The 17,551-nt window shown below is 64.9% G+C and carries 16 protein-coding genes; 10 read left to right on the forward strand and 6 right to left on the reverse strand.

The window, feature by feature from the left end; genetic code table 11:
• Positions 1-178: 178 nt before the first annotated feature.
• The gene (locus tag HBA99_RS19885; RefSeq protein WP_030096603.1) at positions 179-736 is read left to right on the forward strand and encodes a type 1 glutamine amidotransferase domain-containing protein; all 558 of its coding nucleotides are present in this window, start codon (positions 179-181) and stop codon (positions 734-736) included.
• A gap of 26 nt (positions 737-762) precedes the next feature.
• On the opposite strand, the gene HBA99_RS19890 is transcribed toward HBA99_RS19885, so the two are convergent.
• Positions 763-2,322 carry a bifunctional aminoglycoside phosphotransferase/ATP-binding protein gene (locus HBA99_RS19890; RefSeq protein ID WP_057967419.1) on the reverse strand — a complete coding sequence of 520 codons (1,560 nt, stop codon included), beginning with the start codon at positions 2,320-2,322 and terminating at the stop codon, positions 763-765.
• Between the two features lie 173 nt (positions 2,323-2,495).
• Between HBA99_RS19890 and HBA99_RS19895 the strand changes: the two genes are divergently transcribed.
• The 3 genes from HBA99_RS19895 to HBA99_RS19905 all read left to right on the forward strand — a co-directional run bounded on the left by HBA99_RS19895 (position 2,496) and on the right by HBA99_RS19905 (position 4,940).
• Positions 2,496-3,488, forward strand: coding sequence for an Acg family FMN-binding oxidoreductase (locus HBA99_RS19895; RefSeq protein WP_070932902.1), 993 nt, complete (start codon positions 2,496-2,498; stop codon positions 3,486-3,488).
• Positions 3,489-3,497: 9 nt separating this feature from the next.
• Positions 3,498-4,355: a universal stress protein gene (locus HBA99_RS19900; protein ID WP_070952053.1), complete on the forward strand. Its 858-nt coding sequence runs from the start codon at positions 3,498-3,500 to the stop codon at positions 4,353-4,355.
• Between the two features lie 153 nt (positions 4,356-4,508).
• Positions 4,509-4,940: a hypothetical protein gene (locus tag HBA99_RS19905; protein WP_064393537.1), complete on the forward strand. Its 432-nt coding sequence runs from the start codon at positions 4,509-4,511 to the stop codon at positions 4,938-4,940.
• Positions 4,941-4,998: 58 nt separating this feature from the next.
• Here the strand turns inward: HBA99_RS19905 and HBA99_RS19910 are convergent, their stop codons facing one another.
• Together HBA99_RS19910 and HBA99_RS19915 are read right to left on the reverse strand one after the other, a co-directional pair.
• Positions 4,999-5,223, reverse strand: a complete 225-nt coding sequence (locus HBA99_RS19910) for a hypothetical protein (RefSeq protein WP_044105109.1) — start codon at positions 5,221-5,223, stop codon at positions 4,999-5,001.
• A complete protein-coding gene (locus HBA99_RS19915; protein WP_070952052.1) occupies positions 5,220-6,494 on the reverse strand; it encodes a S8 family serine peptidase in 1,275 nt (424 codons plus the stop codon). Before HBA99_RS19915 ends, HBA99_RS19910 begins: the two co-directional genes overlap by 4 nt.
• A gap of 276 nt (positions 6,495-6,770) precedes the next feature.
• On the opposite strand from HBA99_RS19915, the gene HBA99_RS19920 reads away from it, so the two are divergent.
• Complete coding sequence (locus tag HBA99_RS19920) at positions 6,771-7,016, forward strand: hypothetical protein (protein ID WP_057967415.1); 246 nt, start codon at positions 6,771-6,773, stop codon at positions 7,014-7,016.
• Positions 7,017-7,042: 26 nt separating this feature from the next.
• On the opposite strand, the gene HBA99_RS19925 is transcribed toward HBA99_RS19920, so the two are convergent.
• Entirely contained in the window at positions 7,043-9,652 is a 2,610-nt protein-coding gene (locus tag HBA99_RS19925) for a LuxR C-terminal-related transcriptional regulator (RefSeq protein ID WP_057967506.1), read from the reverse strand.
• Between the two features lie 103 nt (positions 9,653-9,755).
• Positions 9,756-10,880: a catalase family protein gene (locus tag HBA99_RS19930; protein ID WP_057967414.1), complete on the reverse strand. Its 1,125-nt coding sequence runs from the start codon at positions 10,878-10,880 to the stop codon at positions 9,756-9,758.
• Between the two features lie 248 nt (positions 10,881-11,128).
• Between HBA99_RS19930 and HBA99_RS19935 the strand changes: the two genes are divergently transcribed.
• The 5 genes from HBA99_RS19935 (at position 11,129) to HBA99_RS19955 (ending at position 17,183) form a co-directional block, all read left to right on the forward strand.
• Positions 11,129-12,934, forward strand: a complete 1,806-nt coding sequence (locus tag HBA99_RS19935) for a peroxidase family protein (RefSeq protein WP_070952051.1) — start codon at positions 11,129-11,131, stop codon at positions 12,932-12,934.
• 81 nt (positions 12,935-13,015) lie between these two features.
• The gene (locus HBA99_RS19940; RefSeq protein ID WP_064409553.1) at positions 13,016-14,542 is read left to right on the forward strand and encodes a S8 family peptidase; all 1,527 of its coding nucleotides are present in this window, start codon (positions 13,016-13,018) and stop codon (positions 14,540-14,542) included.
• A gap of 17 nt (positions 14,543-14,559) precedes the next feature.
• Positions 14,560-15,831 (forward strand): alpha/beta hydrolase family protein, encoded by a 1,272-nt coding sequence (locus tag HBA99_RS19945; RefSeq protein ID WP_070952050.1) that lies wholly within the window; start codon positions 14,560-14,562, stop codon positions 15,829-15,831.
• Between the two features lie 120 nt (positions 15,832-15,951).
• Positions 15,952-16,896 (forward strand): trypsin-like serine peptidase, encoded by a 945-nt coding sequence (locus HBA99_RS19950; RefSeq protein ID WP_052399536.1) that lies wholly within the window; start codon positions 15,952-15,954, stop codon positions 16,894-16,896.
• Positions 16,897-16,940: 44 nt separating this feature from the next.
• Positions 16,941-17,183, forward strand: coding sequence for a hypothetical protein (locus tag HBA99_RS19955; RefSeq protein WP_057964819.1), 243 nt, complete (start codon positions 16,941-16,943; stop codon positions 17,181-17,183).
• A 16-nt stretch (positions 17,184-17,199) separates the two neighbouring features.
• Here HBA99_RS19955 and HBA99_RS19960 read toward each other — a convergent pair whose 3' ends face one another.
• Positions 17,200-17,451 (reverse strand): hypothetical protein, encoded by a 252-nt coding sequence (locus tag HBA99_RS19960; protein WP_199347551.1) that lies wholly within the window; start codon positions 17,449-17,451, stop codon positions 17,200-17,202.
• Positions 17,452-17,551: the final 100 nt, after the last annotated feature.

Here is a 17,551-nt window from a genome sequence, read left to right on the forward strand (position 1 = left end):
CGACAAGACCAGCCCCGGGCCTCACCCCTCCGACCGTCTCCCCGGCGGGGTACCCGTTCTGACGCGGTTTATGCATGCAGGCGCTATCCGGCTGCCGGCACAGCGAAATCCCCAGTCCATGCATGAACAGGCGCAAACCGGGTACACGAATGTGATGCCCAACGAAAGGAACACGACGATGTCCGCTGTTCTTCAGGATCGGACGATCGCGATACTGGCCGCCGACGGAGTCGAACGTGTCGAGCTGGAGGAGCCACGTAACTCGGTCGTGGCTGCCGGTGGCACCGTAATAGTGCTCTCGATCAGATCAGGTGAGATTGCCGCGCGTGACCACGATCTGTCGCCGGCTGGGACGCTGCACGTCGACCGCGAGGTCGGCACGGCATCCGTGGACGACTACGACGCGCTGGTGCTTCCCGGGGGCACCGTCAATCCCGACAAACTGCGCGCCGATGCGGATGCGGTGGATTTCGTGCGTGCGTTTGTGCGATCCGGCAAGCCCGTGGCCGCGATCTGCCATGGGCCGTGGACCCTTGCCGAGGCAGGTGTACTGCAAGGAAGAACGGTCACCTCGTACCGCAGTATCCGCACGGACCTGCGCAATGCCGGGGCCCATGTCCTCGATGAGGAGCTGGTCATCGACCACAACCTCATCACCAGTCGCTCCCCGGAGGACCTGCCGGCGTTCTGTCGGGCCATCGTGGACAACGTCGCTGCCGCCAGCGCCAGACGATGACCGAGATCAGTGACGGCTCGCGTGCGCTACCGGGGGTGGCATGGCACGGGGGCATACAACGCCTGCCGGCACAGTTCCTCGGCCTCGGCGGTCGACCGGTCCAGCGGTAACCGGGTATCGATCACGTGCGCCTCGCCCCACCCGTTGTCCACACCGACGAACTCAGAACTCAACGCCGCCGCGATATCACCGCTGGCGTCCGACACTCCGTCGTGACGGGCGGCCACCCGATGTTGGGCGGTGACCAGCGGCGCCATGCACAAGAACTCCACCATCGGCGCTCCGGCTTCGTATGCGAGCTGATGCGCCCGCAACCGATGTCGCGGATTGCGCCAGGTCGCGTCGAGGATGACGGTGTGTCCTCCGGCCAGGCATACCCGCGCTCTGCGGAGCACAGCGTCGTACACGGCGGCCACGTTCTCAGGGGAATAGAGCCCCGCGTCGAGCACCCCCTTTCCGCCGGATATCACGCCCAGACGATGCAACTGATGGCGCACCTCATCGGTGGAGATAATCTGAGCACCAACATTTTCCGATATCCGGCGCGCCAAGGTGCTCTTACCCGTGCCTGGTCCACCGCCGACCAGCACAAGCCGAACCGTTGCCGCACTCAGGTGGCTCAGCGCCATCGACACATGCTTGGTGGCCCGGGCCAGGGCCGCGCGCTGCCCCTGGGCGAACCGGGTGCAATCAACCTTGGCCCGGACCAAAGATCGATAGGCGATGTAGAAGTGTCGCAACGGCTCCGGCGCGGGATCGGCGGATAGTTCCACGTAGCGATTCATGAAGTACTCGCCCAGGTCCCGCCGTCCCAGGAATTCCAGATCCATGGCCAGGAATGCGGCATCGTCGAGGCTGTCCGCGTGCCGCAGCCGGTCCTCGAATTCCAGACAATCGAGCATCACCGGACCATCGGGCAGGCAGAAGACGTCGCTGGCCATCAGATCACCGTGCCCGTCGATGATCCTGTGATCGGCGATGCGCTGTGCGAACAGCACCGCCCGCCCGGAGATGAACTGTGTCGCAAGTGTCCGGACCATGCGCACGTCGTCCGCGGCGAGCACCGTTCCGATGTACTTCTCCAACGAGGTCAGCGTGTCCTCCCAACGGTCGACGACAGCGTCAAGCGCTCCGGCCTCGTCGATCGACGGGCTGCGATCGGCCCGCTTGTGGAATGCCGCCAGCACCTCCGCGACCGCATCCAGATGCGACTTGGTGACCCGGCCCGCCTTGGCCATCGCCGACAATCGCGCGGCATCCGGGTAGCGCCGCATCACCACGACCGGTTCGCCCGGCCCGCCCTCGGGATCGGTGAGGTGCGAGACACCGATGTAGCTGTCACTTGAGATGCGGCTGTTGAGTGCCACCTCGCGGGCACAAGCCCTTTCGCGAAGCTCCAGGGTGCTGAAGTCGAGGAGGTTGGTGACCACGGGTTTTTTGAGTTTGTATGCCCGCCCTCCAGCCAAAATGACGATACCCGTGTGTGTTTCACGGATCTCTGCACCGACGTACGTGGGGCTGGCGGTCGATCGCATTGCGCGCATGACTTCATCGTTGCCGGGCGCGGGACGCGGATATCCGGCCATGTGCCCCTGATCTGTGGGTCGGAAGTCACCAGTTCTCGCCCACCAGGGCCCTCTCCGCGTTTCCCGGGCCACATACCCGGGGACTTCGGGTCCGTGGCCGGTGACCAAATGCCCTGTCCGCGCCCAGATGTGTCACCGAGAGTCGATATCACCACCAGTGAGCGGAGCCCGACATGCCCAAGACGATGGTTCACATCGACGTAGTCCGGACTGCGATCCAACTTGCGTGCCGTGCACCGTCTTTGCACAACACTCAGCCATGGCGCTGGATCGTCGACCCAGGCTCCGGGGCTGGTGATTTGCACCTATACCTGGACCGCTCGCGCTGCGTGAACAGAACTGACGACAGGGGCCGCGAAGCGATCATCAGCTGCGGTGCGGCTCTGGACCATTTCCGGGTAGCGATGGCCTCGGCGGGCTGGATGGCGCGGGTGGAACGGATCCCCGACCCCGACAACCCCGACCATCTCGCGGCCATCACGTTCTTGCCCAGATCCGTCGTGGTGGTGGGTGATCGTCGACGTGCGGACGCGATCCTGCAGCGCCGCACCGATCGCCTTCCGTTCGAGTCGCCGCCGAACTGGTCGCAGTTCGCCCGGATGTTGAACTCGGTGATCTCCGATCGGGCGGTGATCCTGGATGTGATCGACGATGCGATGCGGCCGAGACTGGCCGAGGCGTCGGCACTCAGCGATGCCCTGCGTATCTACGATTCGGCCTACCAAAACGAACTCGATTGGTGGACAGCATCGTTCACGCTGAGAGAAGGTATTCCGCGCAGTGCGCTGGTGTCGGCCGGCGAGAGCGATCACGTCGACATCGGCCGCACCTTCCCGGTCGTCTCAGAACGGACCACACGGCCCGGCCTGCAGGAAGATCGGGCCAAGGTCCTGGCGCTTTCCACCGCCAGGGACACCCCAAAACACCTGCTGCGCTGCGGCGAGCTGCTGTCCGAGGTGCTGCTGGAAGCGACCCTGGCCGGGATGGCGACCTGCACCATCACGCACATGCTGGAACTGACCGCCAGTCGCGAGGTCGTCGGCGCCACCATCGGGCGAGCGCACCCGCAGGCATTGATCCGGGTTGGCCTGGCTCCGACCTTCGGTCGCGTCCCGCCCCCGACGCCCCGGCGATCGCTTGCCGATGTGTTCGAGATCCGCGGCTAGGGCAGTGCCATGAGCGAGATCCCCACCTCCCAGTCCGCGGTGGTCGTCGGCATCGATGGTTCACGATCCGCGGTTCGGGCCGCGTTATGGGCGGTCGATGAGGCACTGCACCGTGACGTACCGCTGCGTCTGGTCCACGTGGCTCCCCAGCCGGAGTTCCCGGAGTTCGACAACGAGCCAAGCACCGCCGGGATGGCACTACGGCATGCCGTCCGCGAGATCGGGTCGACGCGAAAGCCAGTGAAGGTTCACGTCGATATCCGGCACGGACGGGTAGCGGACGTGCTGCTGGACGCCTCACGCAACGCCCTCATGTTGTGCGTGGGCGCAATCGGCATCAGCGGTTCCGACAGCAGGAAAGTCGGATCCACTGCTGCGGAAGTTCTCCGGTCGGTGCGCTGCCCGGTCGCGGTGATCCGTGATGGCCAGGTACCGGCCGGTGCGGAGCCCTCAGTGGTGGTGGAGGTCGACGAGACCCACGAGTCGGTGGCCTCGTTGGAACTCGCGGCGCACGAGGCACGGCTGCGCCGCGCACCGATGCGCGTCCTGCTGCGCCATCGCCCGATGCCTCTCTTCGGGCATCGGGTCGCCACCTTGGCACGCGGCGACCGTCAGGTGGCGTCCGTCCTGCTGGAGCGACGCCTGGCGCCGATACGGGTGCGGCACTCCGACCTGGACATCCGTGTACTCGATCCGGTGGGCGGCACGCTGGATTACCTGGTACGCCACGGGCATTCCGTACAGCTGGTGGTTCTCGGAGCCGGCGATGCGGCACACGTGCAGGAGTTGGTCGGCCCCAACGGATGCGGCGTGCTGGGTCGCACGCACTGTTCGGTGCTCGTTGCCGCGCGTCAACGGCTGCTGTAGACAGCACCATCGGGGTGATGCCCACCACGCGTGATGCCTTCGTATGGGGTACCTCGCTACTCGCGTCATCGGGACCGTGTCGGATCAGGATCGTTGTGTACCGCTTTTACACAACGAAACCGAGCCACACATCCCGTGCCGGGAGGAGTCGAAATGATTACGCGAACTGCCCCGTACAGCGTCTCGCCGGACGTCAGCCTGCTCATCCTGGTCGAGGCCGGCCCCGCACATGACCTTCGTGAGCATCCCGGTGCAATCAATTCGGCCACCCCGATTTTCGAGGCTATTCGGGTGGCCGGGCACACGGTCGCACCCCTTCACGCCAATGCCGCGGGTGTACCGCCCGAGCTACGGTCCATCTTCGTGGTCACCGCGCCTGCCTGCCCCGAGTTCGAGCGGCTCGCCGAACATCTGCGGGCCCTTCCCGGTGTTGCTGCGACCTATCTGGAATGTGACGACGCCCGCCCGGGGCCTGCCACCGTCAGTGCCATCCCGGTATCGATCGGTGCCCAGCGCCGGGCACTGATCCGCCGTGTCACCCACCGCGGTGTCGGTGCGCTGGGCGCGCGCCGGCTGGCCGGCTAGTAGACACCCGGTGGGGGCGGTGCGCTGTCGCACCGCCCCCACCGGCTTAGGTGACCCGTTACTGGATACCCGCATTGGGCGGGGCGATATGCGTCCGCCCCTCGGGTTCCACCACCATTACTCCGGGGATATCCACCAGCGCAGCGGCATTCGCGATATCACCGGATACCACGCCGATCTCGCGGTGCACCTGCATACCGGCCATGCCGGCGGCCCGCAACGCGGCCACCGTGCCGTCGAAATCACGCTCTTCGATCGTCACGGTGACCCGCTGCGCCGTCACTGTGGGGCCTGTACTAGCCCGGCACCCACATCCACGGCCGGAACGTTGAGCGGTGCCGCGTGCTGCAACAGCACCGCCCAGAGCTGCCGGCCGGTGAGCCCCGTGGCCTCGCACCAGAGCGCCGCGATACCGGACACATGGGGCGTGGCCATGCTGGTTCCGCTGATCGAGTTGTAGCGCTTCGGCATCGGCCACGCGGAGTACACATCGACACCCGGTCCGGCAAGGTCGATGCGGCCGGCAGCCTTCGTCTTGGTGCTCGAACGCGCCGAGAACCAGCCCGGGTTCAAGGACGAATCCACCGCGGCGATGGCCATGATCGACCGGCTGTTCGCGGGCACGCCGACGAAGCCGTAGTTTCCGATCCTGCGGTTGGCGTTGTTCCCCGCCGCGGCGATAATCAGCGAACCACGGTCCAGCGCACGCTGACCCACCGCCTCATAGGCGAGGGACGTCTTATCGACGTTGGCGCCCAACGACATCGAGATGACGGCGCAGTTGTTGGCCACCGCCCAGTTGATGCCCGCGAGAATACCGCCGTCGGCCCCCGACCCGGCGTTACTCAGCACCTTGCCCGCGAAGATCTCGGCCTCGGTCGCCGCTCCGTAACGACGACTCCCCCGCGGGGATCGCGGTCCGCACGAGGTACCGATGCAGTGTGTGCCGTGCCCATGCCCATCGTCGGCGCTCTCGCCGTCGATGAACGACTGCATGGTCACGTGACGCTTCTTGAAGTCCGGATGTGCGGCGTCGAAGCCCGTGTCCAGCACCGCCACCCGAACCCCGCGGCCGGTCTTTGAACTCGTGTCTGTTCTCGTGGCCTGCAGGCCCCACGTCGACGAGTCGTTATCGGCATAGGCAGCGGCGAGTTCTTCGACGGTCGCGGTGTCGGCCTGCAACCGCGCGAAGAGGTCGGAGACACCATGCTGGTAGCCGCTGAGATATTCGGCGGAGGTGACCGTGAGTGCGTGATGGATCAGCTCCGGTTCCACGGATAACACCGTGCCGCCGGCCGACGCCGCGGCCTGAAGTGCCATGGTCTGCTCCGGGTCGGAATCCACGACGGCCAGACCGAGCTCGTCGAACACCGTGGCATCGGCGTCGACGACGGCGCTGATATCCATCGCTTGATTCTCAAAATCGCTGCTGTGTACGATGTTCGAGATCCCCGCGATACCTGCAAGCGTGGTGACGTTGTTTCCGCGCGCCGTTGCCGGTGCGAAGACAACCACTTGTCTTCCTGTGTAGATCTGCGAGTCGGTGTTAGTCATTTCCAGGTCCGTCCTTTCCTGACGTACGTGATGGGAAGCCGTAGACGCCCAACGGGAGATAGACGCACTAGCTCGGCTACCAGCAATGGTCGGCAGCGTCGCGCGATTTCGAACGAGTGATCCACTACCTGCATTTGGGCGCGGTCGGTGCCGCCCCGGCGAGGCCGCAGCGCGTCATCTCATCGCCCGCCAGGAACGAAGTAGCCCGCTACTCGTGCGGGTACCGGCCCGCGAGACCTACCGTTTCAGCAGACCCATCACCCAAGGGAGCCGATCATGACAACGCTTGAACGACAAGCAATCCGGCAGCCGTCACCGATACCCACGACCAAGGTTGCGGCCAGTGGCACCGCCGGCGCGATCTCGGTCGTGCTGGTCTTCGTCCTCGGCAAGTTCAATGTCGAGATACCCGGAGACGTCGGCTCGGCCATCACCGTCCTCTTCTCCGTCGCATCCGGGTACTTGGTGCACGAACGCACCGTTCTGCAGCCACCGGATGCGGAGAACGCCGCCGACGAATGAACCGCCGCGGGCAACGGGCGGTACGCCTATTCCTGCGGGTTCGCCAGGTCGCTCCACACGATCTTGGCAAGCTGATCACGGTCTGCGACATCGAGTTTGATGCACGCCCGGTAGATGTGGCCCTCGATGGTCCGCACCGACAGCGTGAGGCGCTCGGCGATCTCGCGATTGCACAACCCCTCCCCGATGAGCGCCGCGATCTCACGTTCACGTGCGGTGACCGGCAGCGGGCGCGCGGCGGCCCGGATCGCGGGCGTAGCGGCACCACCGCATTGACCTGCGATCCGCAGTGCACGCGCAGCGGATTCGGCGCTCTTGCTCCGGTCTCCATCGCGACCGCGTAACGCCACCGCCTGCGCTGCGGCATCCGCGGCTGAGAGCAGCAGGCCCGCGTTCTCGAACTCACCACTCACCACATCCAGCGCCGCGGCATCGGAGGCACCGACGGCGACCGCATGCCGCGCATACAGCTGCACCAGCGGACCATGCACGCGCGGGACGAGCGACCCGATGCGGCGACCCACGGTCCGGTCACCGAACCGCGCCGCATGGTGCAGGGCCTCGGCCTCCACCGCGTATTGGCCCGCGGTGTGTGCGGCGTCGGCCGCGCGCCGGGCGATATCGACCGCCGACCGGTCTGCACCGCGCGCGGCCGCAAGCCAGGATTTCGCGATCAACAGCTGGGGGTCGTGCAATGCGACGAACTGTCCTGAGTGTTCTCCGGATTCAGTCAGCACGCGCTCGGCATCTTCGACCTTGCCGAGTGCGGCGTAGGCGCGGGCCAGCAATAGCCGTGCGGGCAGCTGCCAAGGCAGTGGCTTCTCGGCATTGAGCGCGGCCAGCGCCTGTTCGATCGACGATATCGCCGTCGGGAAGGCGCCACGGTGCACGGCAACCAAACCGGCCATGATGCGCGCTATCGCCCACGCCAGAAACTGCCCGGCCGAGGAGAATTCGGTGTATTCCGTGACCCGGCGGTCGGCCAGCCGGAGCTGCCCCGTGTAGACAAGTGCCAGCACATCGCAGTAACGCACCATCACCGCGATCATGCCGTCGGTGGATCTTTTCTGCGCACGGCACCTCGCGGCGATCGGCTCGAACTCGTCGCCGCGGCCAGCGACGGGCAGCGCGAGCCCGATACCGAACGCCGCGAATTCCACCGCCTGCCGGGGAGCCTCCGGATCCGACAGCACCAGCGTCGCCGCCGCCAGCCCCTCGTCGAACTGGTTCTCGTGCACGGCCAACGCCGCCCCCGTCGCGTCGACGACCAGTTTCAGGGCGGGATGTTGCACCCTTTCACGCAGCAGTGCCATCAGCTCGTGTGCACGCCGCACATCGCCCATCGACCAGAACGCGATGGACACCAGCGGAAGGCCCCACAGGACCAGCGAGAGTTCATCGAGCTGGTCCGGATCGAACTCGGCGAGCACCTGCTCGGCTTCCTCGGGCCGGCCCTGCCACAGCAGAGCGCGCGAGAGCACCTCGGCCGCGCGCAGGCCTCCGTCACGTTCCACCGCGCAGCGCGCCAGATGCTCACCCACCGGCAGGTTGGACAGATACACCGCGTCCTTCGCGGCGGAGACCAGGAGGGCCGGGTCCGTGGCCTCGTCGCTGCCGACCGACAGCTGCGCGAGCCGGATGCGCTTGGCAGCCGAGTCGATGTCACGCTCGCGGAGTGCCCGCACCAGCTGACCGCGCAGACGCCGGGCCGATGCGGTGCCCACTCTGCGCCGGATCACCTCGCCCAGCATCGGATGGCTGAACCGCACATTCATCCGCCGGCCGTCGGCTTCGACACGGACGAAGCCGCTGAGCTCGGCACCGTCCAGAGCATCGCCACCGGCGATCTCGCACAATGTGTCGAGATTGAGCGGTTCACACAAGGACAGCAGTTTCAGCACGTTGAGTACGTCGCCGTCCAACTGTTCGAGGCGATCTCCGAGCAGCGCGGCCAGCCCCGAGGGGACAACCGTGTTACCGCGCAGTTGCCACACGCCGTTGACGGCGGTGAGGGATCCGGCCTCGACGGCCCCTTCCACCAGATGTCGCAGGAACAGCGGATTTCCACCGGATGACTCCCACATCACGTCGGCGCTCAGGCCTTCGAGGGCTCCGCCGAGCACCGATTCCACGAGGGCGACACTCTGCTGCTTGGTGAACGCCTCGAGTTCGAACCGGCGCAGGTAATCGTCCTTCCATAATGCGGTGACCGCATCGGGAACGGGCTCGCCGCTACGCACGGTGGCCACCAGCCGGCCCGCATGGCCGACCGCGATCTGATGCAGCAGAGTCGCCGACAGATCATCCAGCAGATGAGCATCGTCGATCCCGATGATCGGATGTGGCGTCGCGACAATGGATTCCCGCGCCGCAGCGATGAGCGCAGCCGGGTCACGCGATCCGGTTGTCTGTATCCAGTGTGCGAACACGCCCAGCGGAATGTTCCGCGACGACTCGGTACACGCCACCCAGCGAACCTGGCATTCCAGTGAGTCGGTGACCGTGCGCGCGAGGGTGGTCTTGCCCACTCCCGCCGAGCCGACCAGCACCACACCGCACGACAGGCTGTCCGACAGCGTCGCGCGGACAGCCTCGAATTCGTTTGGGCGGTCGAGCAACTGCCAGCTCCCCGACATGGAAAAAGAGTTTAGATCGCGACGGCGGTTTGCGTGGGCCAGTCCGGGGGCCGGTTTCTCCGGCGCGGCTGGTTTGGTGATCGCACGTGTCATCGCAACCATCTCAGTCCGGTAGATCCTGAACCCCGGCCGGCTCCATCCGCGACACACCGTTCTTCTCATGCCGAAAGTTGCTGGAGGCCTCGTAAACCCGAAGTTTCAACCTGTTGATCGACCCCAATGGCCGATGCGCGGCCAGGGCGCGCCATGAATTGAAGGACAGTACGTCGTCGCCGAACACCCGCCTCTTGTCACCATATGAATCTTGCACGGGGAAGACGATTTTGGCGATTCCCCGATGCGGGGAGTCCCCTTCCGGCCACGCGACGGTGGCATCTTCCAGGGGCATGGTCTTCTCGTCGGTGCACAGTTGCGCCCTCAGTTCGTACTCAGCACTGTTGTGCCGGAAGAACTCTGATACCAGGTGGCGGAACTCGTCGTCGGCGATGTCGTCCGGCAGAAGTACCCCTTCGAGGTCCCGCACGGACTTCGAGAGCGGTACGTAACTGAGCTTGGCCACATACTCTCCGTACCGCAGCGGCGCCGAGGAATAGAACGTGTCACCGAGGATGTGGGTGTTGGGACGAACGAACACGGCCACCGATTCTGGCAGTGAGAGTCCCACGCGTGGAAGCAGTTTCGCCACCCCGCCGAGAAGGTTGCTACCCAGTCTCAGCGCGGTGTCCGGCAGCCGTGCCAGCAACCAGGCCGTGGGCATCCCCCGCCGTAGATATGCTTTCGCGTCGGCGAAGAGGAACTCGCGGTGGGTGACCAACACGAAATCCTGGGTGGTGGCCTCGTCATCGGGGAGCGTCCGCGGGCCCGCCACACCCAGGACCTTGATGCCCAGGCCCCGCACGCCCCGGATCCGGTCGCTGCGCAGCAGGCCAGACGTGGTGGACAACCTGGAGATGATCGGATAACTACCGGGCGTTGCGAACATGCCCTGGCGTAGGTGCGGTGGCAGGTCCGGATAGACCGTCAGCTCCCCGCGCAAGATGCCGTGGCTCTTCGCGTGCGCATCACGAACGGCATGCCGATACTTCCGGAAGGCCCGCTGATTGTTCCTGTGCAGCACCTTGACGATCTTGTCGATGGCTTCCTCCTCGCCGGGAGGTGCCGCGTCCATGTTCTCGTTGTACCGAAGGTAGGTACGCGTCGCTTCGATCGATTCATCGGTGGCGCCCATCGCGGTCCGGTCCTCCCGTATTAGTGGTCCGGGACGGTCGATATCCATCGGACACGGTGACGTTCTCAGTGTCGTGAATGCCGGAGGTGCCGCGCATGAGTACACGACTACTCAATCCTGCGCTGCGGCCAGCGCCCATGTGCGTGAATTGACGAGGTATTCCCGGTGCGATCGGAAATCCGATTTCGTGGGTATCGAGTAGCGCAATACTCACGTTCTGACGCGTCAGAATTTGTCAGCATTACGGTATGGCGAAAAAGAGTGGACCCGCCACATCAGCCACCACATTGGCCTCGTGGCTTGCAACACGAATTGATCGGTCGGTCGGGTGGTCACGCCTGCCCACGGCATTCGGCATCGCAGTGCTCATCGGGCTCCGTAACGCGCTGCGAGCCGACAATCTGTTCGATACGGGGCGGGCGCCGGGTGGATCACCGCCGCCGGAGGACGCCGCCTACCGCAGTGCCCGGACGTTGGACGGCACCTACAACAACCTCGAACATCCGCTGATGGGGTCGGTCGGCAGCCGGTTCGGGCGTAACGCGCCCCTTGCCCAGACCTTCCCCGAGTCCTCCGAACAACTCCTGGACCCGAACCCGCGGCTGATCAGCCGCAGGCTGCTGACCCGCGACGAGTTCATTCCGGCGACAACGCTGAACGTGCTGGCCGCGGCATGGATCCAATTCGAGGTCCACGACTGGTTCAGCCATAACACCGTCGAAGCCGAGCCATGGACGGTTCCGCTCGACGGGAACGATCCGTGGCCACAACGGCCGATGCAGATACGCCGCACCGCACCCGACCCATGCCCCGATGCGTCCGGTCCCCCGACGTTCGTCACGCAGGACACCCATTGGTGGGACGGATCGCAGGTCTACGGCGGCACCCGCGTCATCGCCGATGCGCTGCGCACTGGGTCCGGGGGCACGCTACGGCTGGACGGACAAGGCCTGCCGCCTGCTGATGTCGAGGCGCTGGCCAGCACATCAGAGACGGCCGTGAACTTCTGGGTCGGCCTGGCCATCCTGCATTCGCTGTTCATGCGGGAACACAACGCGATCTGCGAGCATCTGGCTGCCTGTCATCCGGAAATGTCCGACCAGGAGCTGTACGACAAGGCCCGCCTAGTCAACACCGCGCTGATGGCGAAAATCCACACGATCGACTGGACTCCCGCCATAATCGGGCACCCCACCACGGTATTCGCGATGAACTCCAACTGGTCCGGCATTCTGGGCGAGCGCCTAGGCTACCTATTTCGGCGCCAGCCGCATAACGCTCTGCTGCGCGGTATACCCGGCTCCCCCACAAGTCTGCATAACGTGCCATATTCGCTGACAGAAGAATTTGTCGCGGTGTACCGCATGCACCCGCTAATTCCCGATCGTTTTGTGCTGCGGTCGGCCTCCGATGATTCCGTGATCGCCGAACACGAATTACCGGATCTGGCCGTACAACATGTGCGAACCCGCTTCAGCGAGACGTCGATAGAGAACATCATTTATTCGTTCGGCCGTGCCAATCCGGGTGCGCTGACTCTGCATAACTTCCCGCGTCATCTGCAACGTCTGGAGCGGCCGGACGGATCCATTTTGGACCTCGCCGCCATCGACGTTCTTCGGGTCCGTGAACGGGGCGTGCCCCGTTACAACGAGTTCCGGCGGATGCTGCGTCTGCGGCCAGTGTCTTCGTTCGGCGAGCTCACCGACGACCCCGTGGTGGCCAAGGAGCTCGCGGCCATATACGGCGATGTCGAGCGAGTGGATCTGATGGTCGGGCTGTACGCGGAGCCCAAACCGAAGGGATTTGGGTTCAGCGACACCGCTTTTCGAATCTTCGTGCTGATGGCGTCCCGCCGGCTGGAGAGCGACAGATTCTTCACAACCGACTTCCGGCCCGAGATCTACACGCCGGAAGGCATCGCGTGGGTCAAGGACAACTCGATGCGTTCGGTGCTGCTCCGGCACTTCCCGTCCCTGGACGCCGCCCTGGACGGTGTTGCGAATCCTTTCGCACCGTGGACGCCCGTGTGGGCCAGCGGATCGACCGAGTAGGCGAATACTCATGACCGACAAGGACGTTTGGGTTCACAATCGTCAGATGAGTTCCACCGGATTCATGCCCTTCGGTGTGCGATGAGCAGCCCCGTGCCACGCGGGCCCAAACGGCCATCGGTCATCAGCCCGATGGTCCTGGCCGATCCGCAGACGGCACTGCCGGCCGAGGCCAACGCCTTGGTCACCGACGATGACGATCGCAGGATGGTGCTGATCGAGCTTCTCGTCGGCGCGGGCGTCGACCCCGACGATGTGCGCGACCAATTCCTGCACATGTTCCATCGGGTACTGCGCGACGAGCCGCCCACACCAACGCCCGTCGGCCGCCACTATGTACGGTGCATGCTCACCCCCGATGAAATCCAGCGTCTGGTCCGTGGCGGCGCCAAGTCCCCTACCGCCAAAAGCGCACAACAAGCGCTGCAGCTGATCCGGCGGGTGTGGCCGGATCTGGTGGTGGAGGCGCATCTGGACCGCTCACTCACCACGATCAAGGCCGATGCGGCGATCCGTACCTATGGCTCCGGCGGGACCGGAGTCGTTTGGGCCGTGCTGGATTCGGGAATCGATGCCGAGCATCCCCATTTCGCCGCTAACGGCACCCTCACCGCGGATTCGGTGATGCCGCTGCACAAAGATTTCACGCTGTCCCCGGAGGCCTCGAAGGGGCCGCTCGTCGACGTCTACGGACACGGCACCCATGTGGCCGGCATCATCGCGGGCGAATCCCCCACCGACCCGAAACTCATCCGGATCGCGTCCACTCAACCGACCGCCGAGGGGTTGCCGGAATGGGTTCCGCGAGTGTTGGCGCAGGGGTCGCGGCTGTCCGGGGTGGCGCCGCACGCCAACCTGGTGAGCCTGAAGGTCCTCGACGACGATGGCAAGACCCTGTCCAGTGTGCTCATCGACGCCCTCAACTATGTGCGCGAGATCAACAGCTACGGTAACGATCTACAGATCCACGGCGTGAATCTGTCGCTGGGATGCGGATGGATGCCAAGGGATTACGCGGCGGGCCAAAGCCCGCTGTGCCGCGAGCTCGATCTGCTCACCGGGTCAGGGGTGGTCTGCGTCGTGAGTGCCGGAAACCTCGGGGCCGGCACTGCTGCGGCCGGTGTGGGCGCCGCGATCTTGGGCACGACGGCCGATGTCTACGGCCAGCTCTCCACCATCACCGATCCCGGCAATGCTGCCACCGCCATCACCGTCGGCTCGGTCCACCGGTACCGGCCGCATACCAGTGGTGTCACGTTCGACTCCTCCAAGGGGCCGACCCTCGATGGCCGACGCAAACCCGACCTGGTGGCCCCTGGTGAGCGGATCACCTCTGCGGCAACCGGTCTCATGGCCAAGGGCATTGACCTGTTGAAGGACGACGGCACCGAGGGGGCCGCCAACTACATCGAAGACAGCGGGACCTCGATGGCCGCCGCACATGTGTCGGGTGCGATCGCCGCATTTTTGTCGGCTCGCACGGAGTTCGTGGGTAAACCACAAGAGGTCAAGGACATCTTCCTGAAGTCGGCCGTCGACTTGGGGCGTCACGAGTTCTTTCAGGGCGCGGGGCTTGTCGACCTGATGCGTGCACTATCCAACACCTAGAGACGAGCGAGTACACCATGATCACGATCAAAGGATTGCCGTACTACGAACCGGATTTCAATGCCGATGGCTCACTCAACGACGCCACCGGTGACGGCGACGGCGGTCTGCCGGCCGCAGTCGCGGCCGGGGGGATCACCGATCTGTTCCTGATGTCACACGGATGGAACAACAGTGTGACCTCCGCCCGCCAGCTCTACACCGCGATGTTCTCGTTGATCGCCGATCAGCTCGGCGGCGATACCGCCGGTGTGGCCGTCGCAGGAATCAACTGGCCGTCGGTGCTGCTGCCCGACGACAGCCCGGACAGCGCGCTGCCCGTACCTTCCACGGGCGCGGAGCTCGCCGCGGCGCTCACGCCACGCTTCCCCGGCCAGGCCGCGCAACTGAAAAAGATGGGCGAGCTGCTCGACGAGAAACCGCAGCAGTCCGCCAAGCTCATCGAGTTCCACACCTTGGCCGCCGGACTGGTGACCACCCCCGCCCAGTCGCAGGAAGACAGCGGCGAGTCCGACATCGTGAAGGGTGATCCGCTCGCGGTGTTCGGGCAAGCCTCCGCCATGGCGCCGAAGTCGACGAGTGCCGCACAAGGACTTGGCAATCCCTTCGCCGCGCTGTGGTCGGGTGCTCGCGAGATCCTGCGCACGATGAGCTATTACGAGATGAAGAATCGGGCCGGAGTCATCGGCCAGCGCGGCCTCGGTCCGCTGCTGGCTTCACTGTCGGGCCCCGACGGCCCGCCCCGTATTCACCTCATCGGACACAGTTTCGGGGCGCGACTGGTCTCCTACGCGCTGGCAGGGCTTCCGACAACCGGCACGAGCCCCGTCAAGTCGCTCACCCTGATCCAGGGCGCCTTCTCCCACTTCACCTTCAACCGCAAGCTGCTCTTCGATCCGGGACGAGGTCCCGGCGGCCTGGCCGGGCTCGAAGAGCGTGTGGACGGGCCGCTGCTGTCGACATACACCGCCGCCGATCGCGCGGTCGGCTGGTGGTATCCGGCGGCCAGCATGCTTGCGCGACAGGACAGCCAAGCCGGACAGGACCCCTGGTTCCGCTGGGGCGCAATGGGTCACGACGGATACCAGCAGGACCCGGCCGCCACGGCACTCGAGCTTGCCGTGGCCGGAAAGCCGTACGACTTCCAGCGCGGGCATTTCTACCGGCTTGACGCCAACAAGGTCATCGACGACGCCAGCCAATCCCAGTTCAGCGGTGCGCACAGCGATATCAAGCACCCCGAGGTGGCGTGGGCTATCGTCTCCGCCGCCCGCGCCACCCAGAACTGAACACGAAAACTGCTCCCGCAGTGTGAGATCGAGTACCGCACTACGCATGAATCAATCTCCGGTACCGAACAGGATGAATACGTCCTAGCTCGAACTCACACCCTATGCAGGGAGACAAAAATGGCCACCGCAGTCAAGTCAACGAATCACAAGCCGTCCGAGACCGAGTACGAAATTTCAGGGGCCGCCGGTGCGGCCGCTGTTACCGAACACGAATTACCGTCGGCACAAGCGAGCAACGCCGACACCGAAACCACCAACGCCGCAACACAAGCACACGGTGAATCCACAGTCAGTGAACTGGGTTCCGTCGACGGGCTGAGCACCGACGAGTCGGAACTCGCACCACTGGACGCCATTCTGGGTAGTTACCCCGAGTTGGCCAACAGCGCCGAGGTCATCATCGGTACCGATGATCGCGTTCGGGTCGGCAACACCACCACGTTCCCCTGGCGCGCAATCTGCCACCTGATCATCACCTCCGCCAACAACCGCACCTATGTCGGAACGGGCTGGCTGATCGCTCCCCGCACCGTGATGACGGCCGGGCACTGCGTCTACATGCATGCCGATGGCGGCTGGGTGCGCTCGATCCAGGTGATCCCCGGGCGCAATGCCGGTGTCCGACCGTTCGGCACGCACGTGGGTACCGCCTTCCGCAGCGTCACCGGCTGGACCCAGAACCAGAATCGCGACAACGACTATGGCGCGATCATCCTGCCGGCGTCGTCACGTCCGGGCGATCAGACGGGGTACTTCGGTTTCGCCACTCGCAATGACGATTTCCTGAAGGCCGCCGCACTGAACCTGTCCGGGTATCCCGGCGAGAAGAACGGCGAGCAGTGGTTCATGGCGCAACGCACCAAGTCGGTCTCCGACCGCGTCATCACCTACGACATCGACACCACGGGCGGTCAGAGCGGTTCACCGGTGTGGGTGTTGCAGAACGGCAACCGTTACGGCGTCGGCATTCACACCAACGGCGCCAACTCGGGCAACTCCGCCACCCGGATCAACAGCGCCGTCTTCAACAACATGTCGACGTGGAAGAGTGGCGGTATGTGACAAGGCTTTTCAGGTAATCAGAGAATCCGGACACAGGAGGATACGTGGTCGGCATCTCGTTTCGAGACTCCGCCGGGCGCCCGATGGCCGGTGCTGTGATCAGCATCGACTCGGCGCCCGGCGAGGTCCACGATATTGCCATGGTGGCCGACGATTGGGGCGAGGTGGTCATCTCCGCACCGGTGGCCGGTGACTATCGATTTCTTGTGTCGCACACCGGGAAGACCTTTCATGCCACGGCCCATATCGCCGAGGGACAAGATCAGCTCACGGTGACCGCTGGCTAGACCGTCCCGGCGCCGATCAGTACGACGTCTCGCGCGATGTCGCACGCGTGGCCGGGTAACAACCGTGCAGGCCGCTGATAAGGCGATGCGCCTCGTCAAGTTCCTTGCGCATGGCACGCAAGCGCCGATGATGGCGTGGGGCAGCAAGATTCGCGTGGCGGTCGATCTGCCGCTCGGCCTTGTCGATCTGTTGCGACACATAGTCCACATGCTCATACAGCGACCGCAGCAGGACCCGAGCCTGTGCCACCGCCGCGTCTTCAGCCATGCGGGCATGGTCGCACCAATTTCCCCACTCTTCGCGCTGGCACGGGGCTGATCCGGAAATGAACCACAACAGATGTAGTGCCTCCCTGGCGAACCACTCA

This window comes from Mycobacteroides chelonae (genome assembly GCF_016767715.1).
Lineage (GTDB): Bacteria > Actinomycetota > Actinomycetes > Mycobacteriales > Mycobacteriaceae > Mycobacterium > Mycobacterium gwanakae.

What these genes read in the sequence shown, in the direction of transcription:
- HBA99_RS19930 (WP_057967414.1), bottom strand. Translation starts at nt 10,880, where the DNA reads ATGGGCGCCACCGATGAATCGATCGAAGCGACGCGTACCTACCTTCGG.
- HBA99_RS19900 (WP_070952053.1), top strand. Translation starts at nt 3,498, where the DNA reads ATGAGCGAGATCCCCACCTCCCAGTCCGCGGTGGTCGTCGGCATCGAT.
- HBA99_RS19915 (WP_070952052.1), bottom strand. Translation starts at nt 6,494, where the DNA reads ATGACTAACACCGACTCGCAGATCTACACAGGAAGACAAGTGGTTGTC.
- HBA99_RS19945 (WP_070952050.1), top strand. Translation starts at nt 14,560, where the DNA reads ATGATCACGATCAAAGGATTGCCGTACTACGAACCGGATTTCAATGCC.
- HBA99_RS19960 (WP_199347551.1), bottom strand. Translation starts at nt 17,451, where the DNA reads ATGGCTGAAGACGCGGCGGTGGCACAGGCTCGGGTCCTGCTGCGGTCG.
- HBA99_RS19890 (WP_057967419.1), bottom strand. Translation starts at nt 2,322, where the DNA reads ATGGCCGGATATCCGCGTCCCGCGCCCGGCAACGATGAAGTCATGCGC.
- HBA99_RS19920 (WP_057967415.1), top strand. Translation starts at nt 6,771, where the DNA reads ATGACAACGCTTGAACGACAAGCAATCCGGCAGCCGTCACCGATACCC.
- HBA99_RS19925 (WP_057967506.1), bottom strand. Translation starts at nt 9,652, where the DNA reads ATGTCGGGGAGCTGGCAGTTGCTCGACCGCCCAAACGAATTCGAGGCT.
- HBA99_RS19885 (WP_030096603.1), top strand. Translation starts at nt 179, where the DNA reads ATGTCCGCTGTTCTTCAGGATCGGACGATCGCGATACTGGCCGCCGAC.
- HBA99_RS19895 (WP_070932902.1), top strand. Translation starts at nt 2,496, where the DNA reads ATGCCCAAGACGATGGTTCACATCGACGTAGTCCGGACTGCGATCCAA.
- HBA99_RS19935 (WP_070952051.1), top strand. Translation starts at nt 11,129, where the DNA reads ATGGCGAAAAAGAGTGGACCCGCCACATCAGCCACCACATTGGCCTCG.
- HBA99_RS19940 (WP_064409553.1), top strand. Translation starts at nt 13,016, where the DNA reads ATGAGCAGCCCCGTGCCACGCGGGCCCAAACGGCCATCGGTCATCAGC.
- HBA99_RS19950 (WP_052399536.1), top strand. Translation starts at nt 15,952, where the DNA reads ATGGCCACCGCAGTCAAGTCAACGAATCACAAGCCGTCCGAGACCGAG.
- HBA99_RS19905 (WP_064393537.1), top strand. Translation starts at nt 4,509, where the DNA reads ATGATTACGCGAACTGCCCCGTACAGCGTCTCGCCGGACGTCAGCCTG.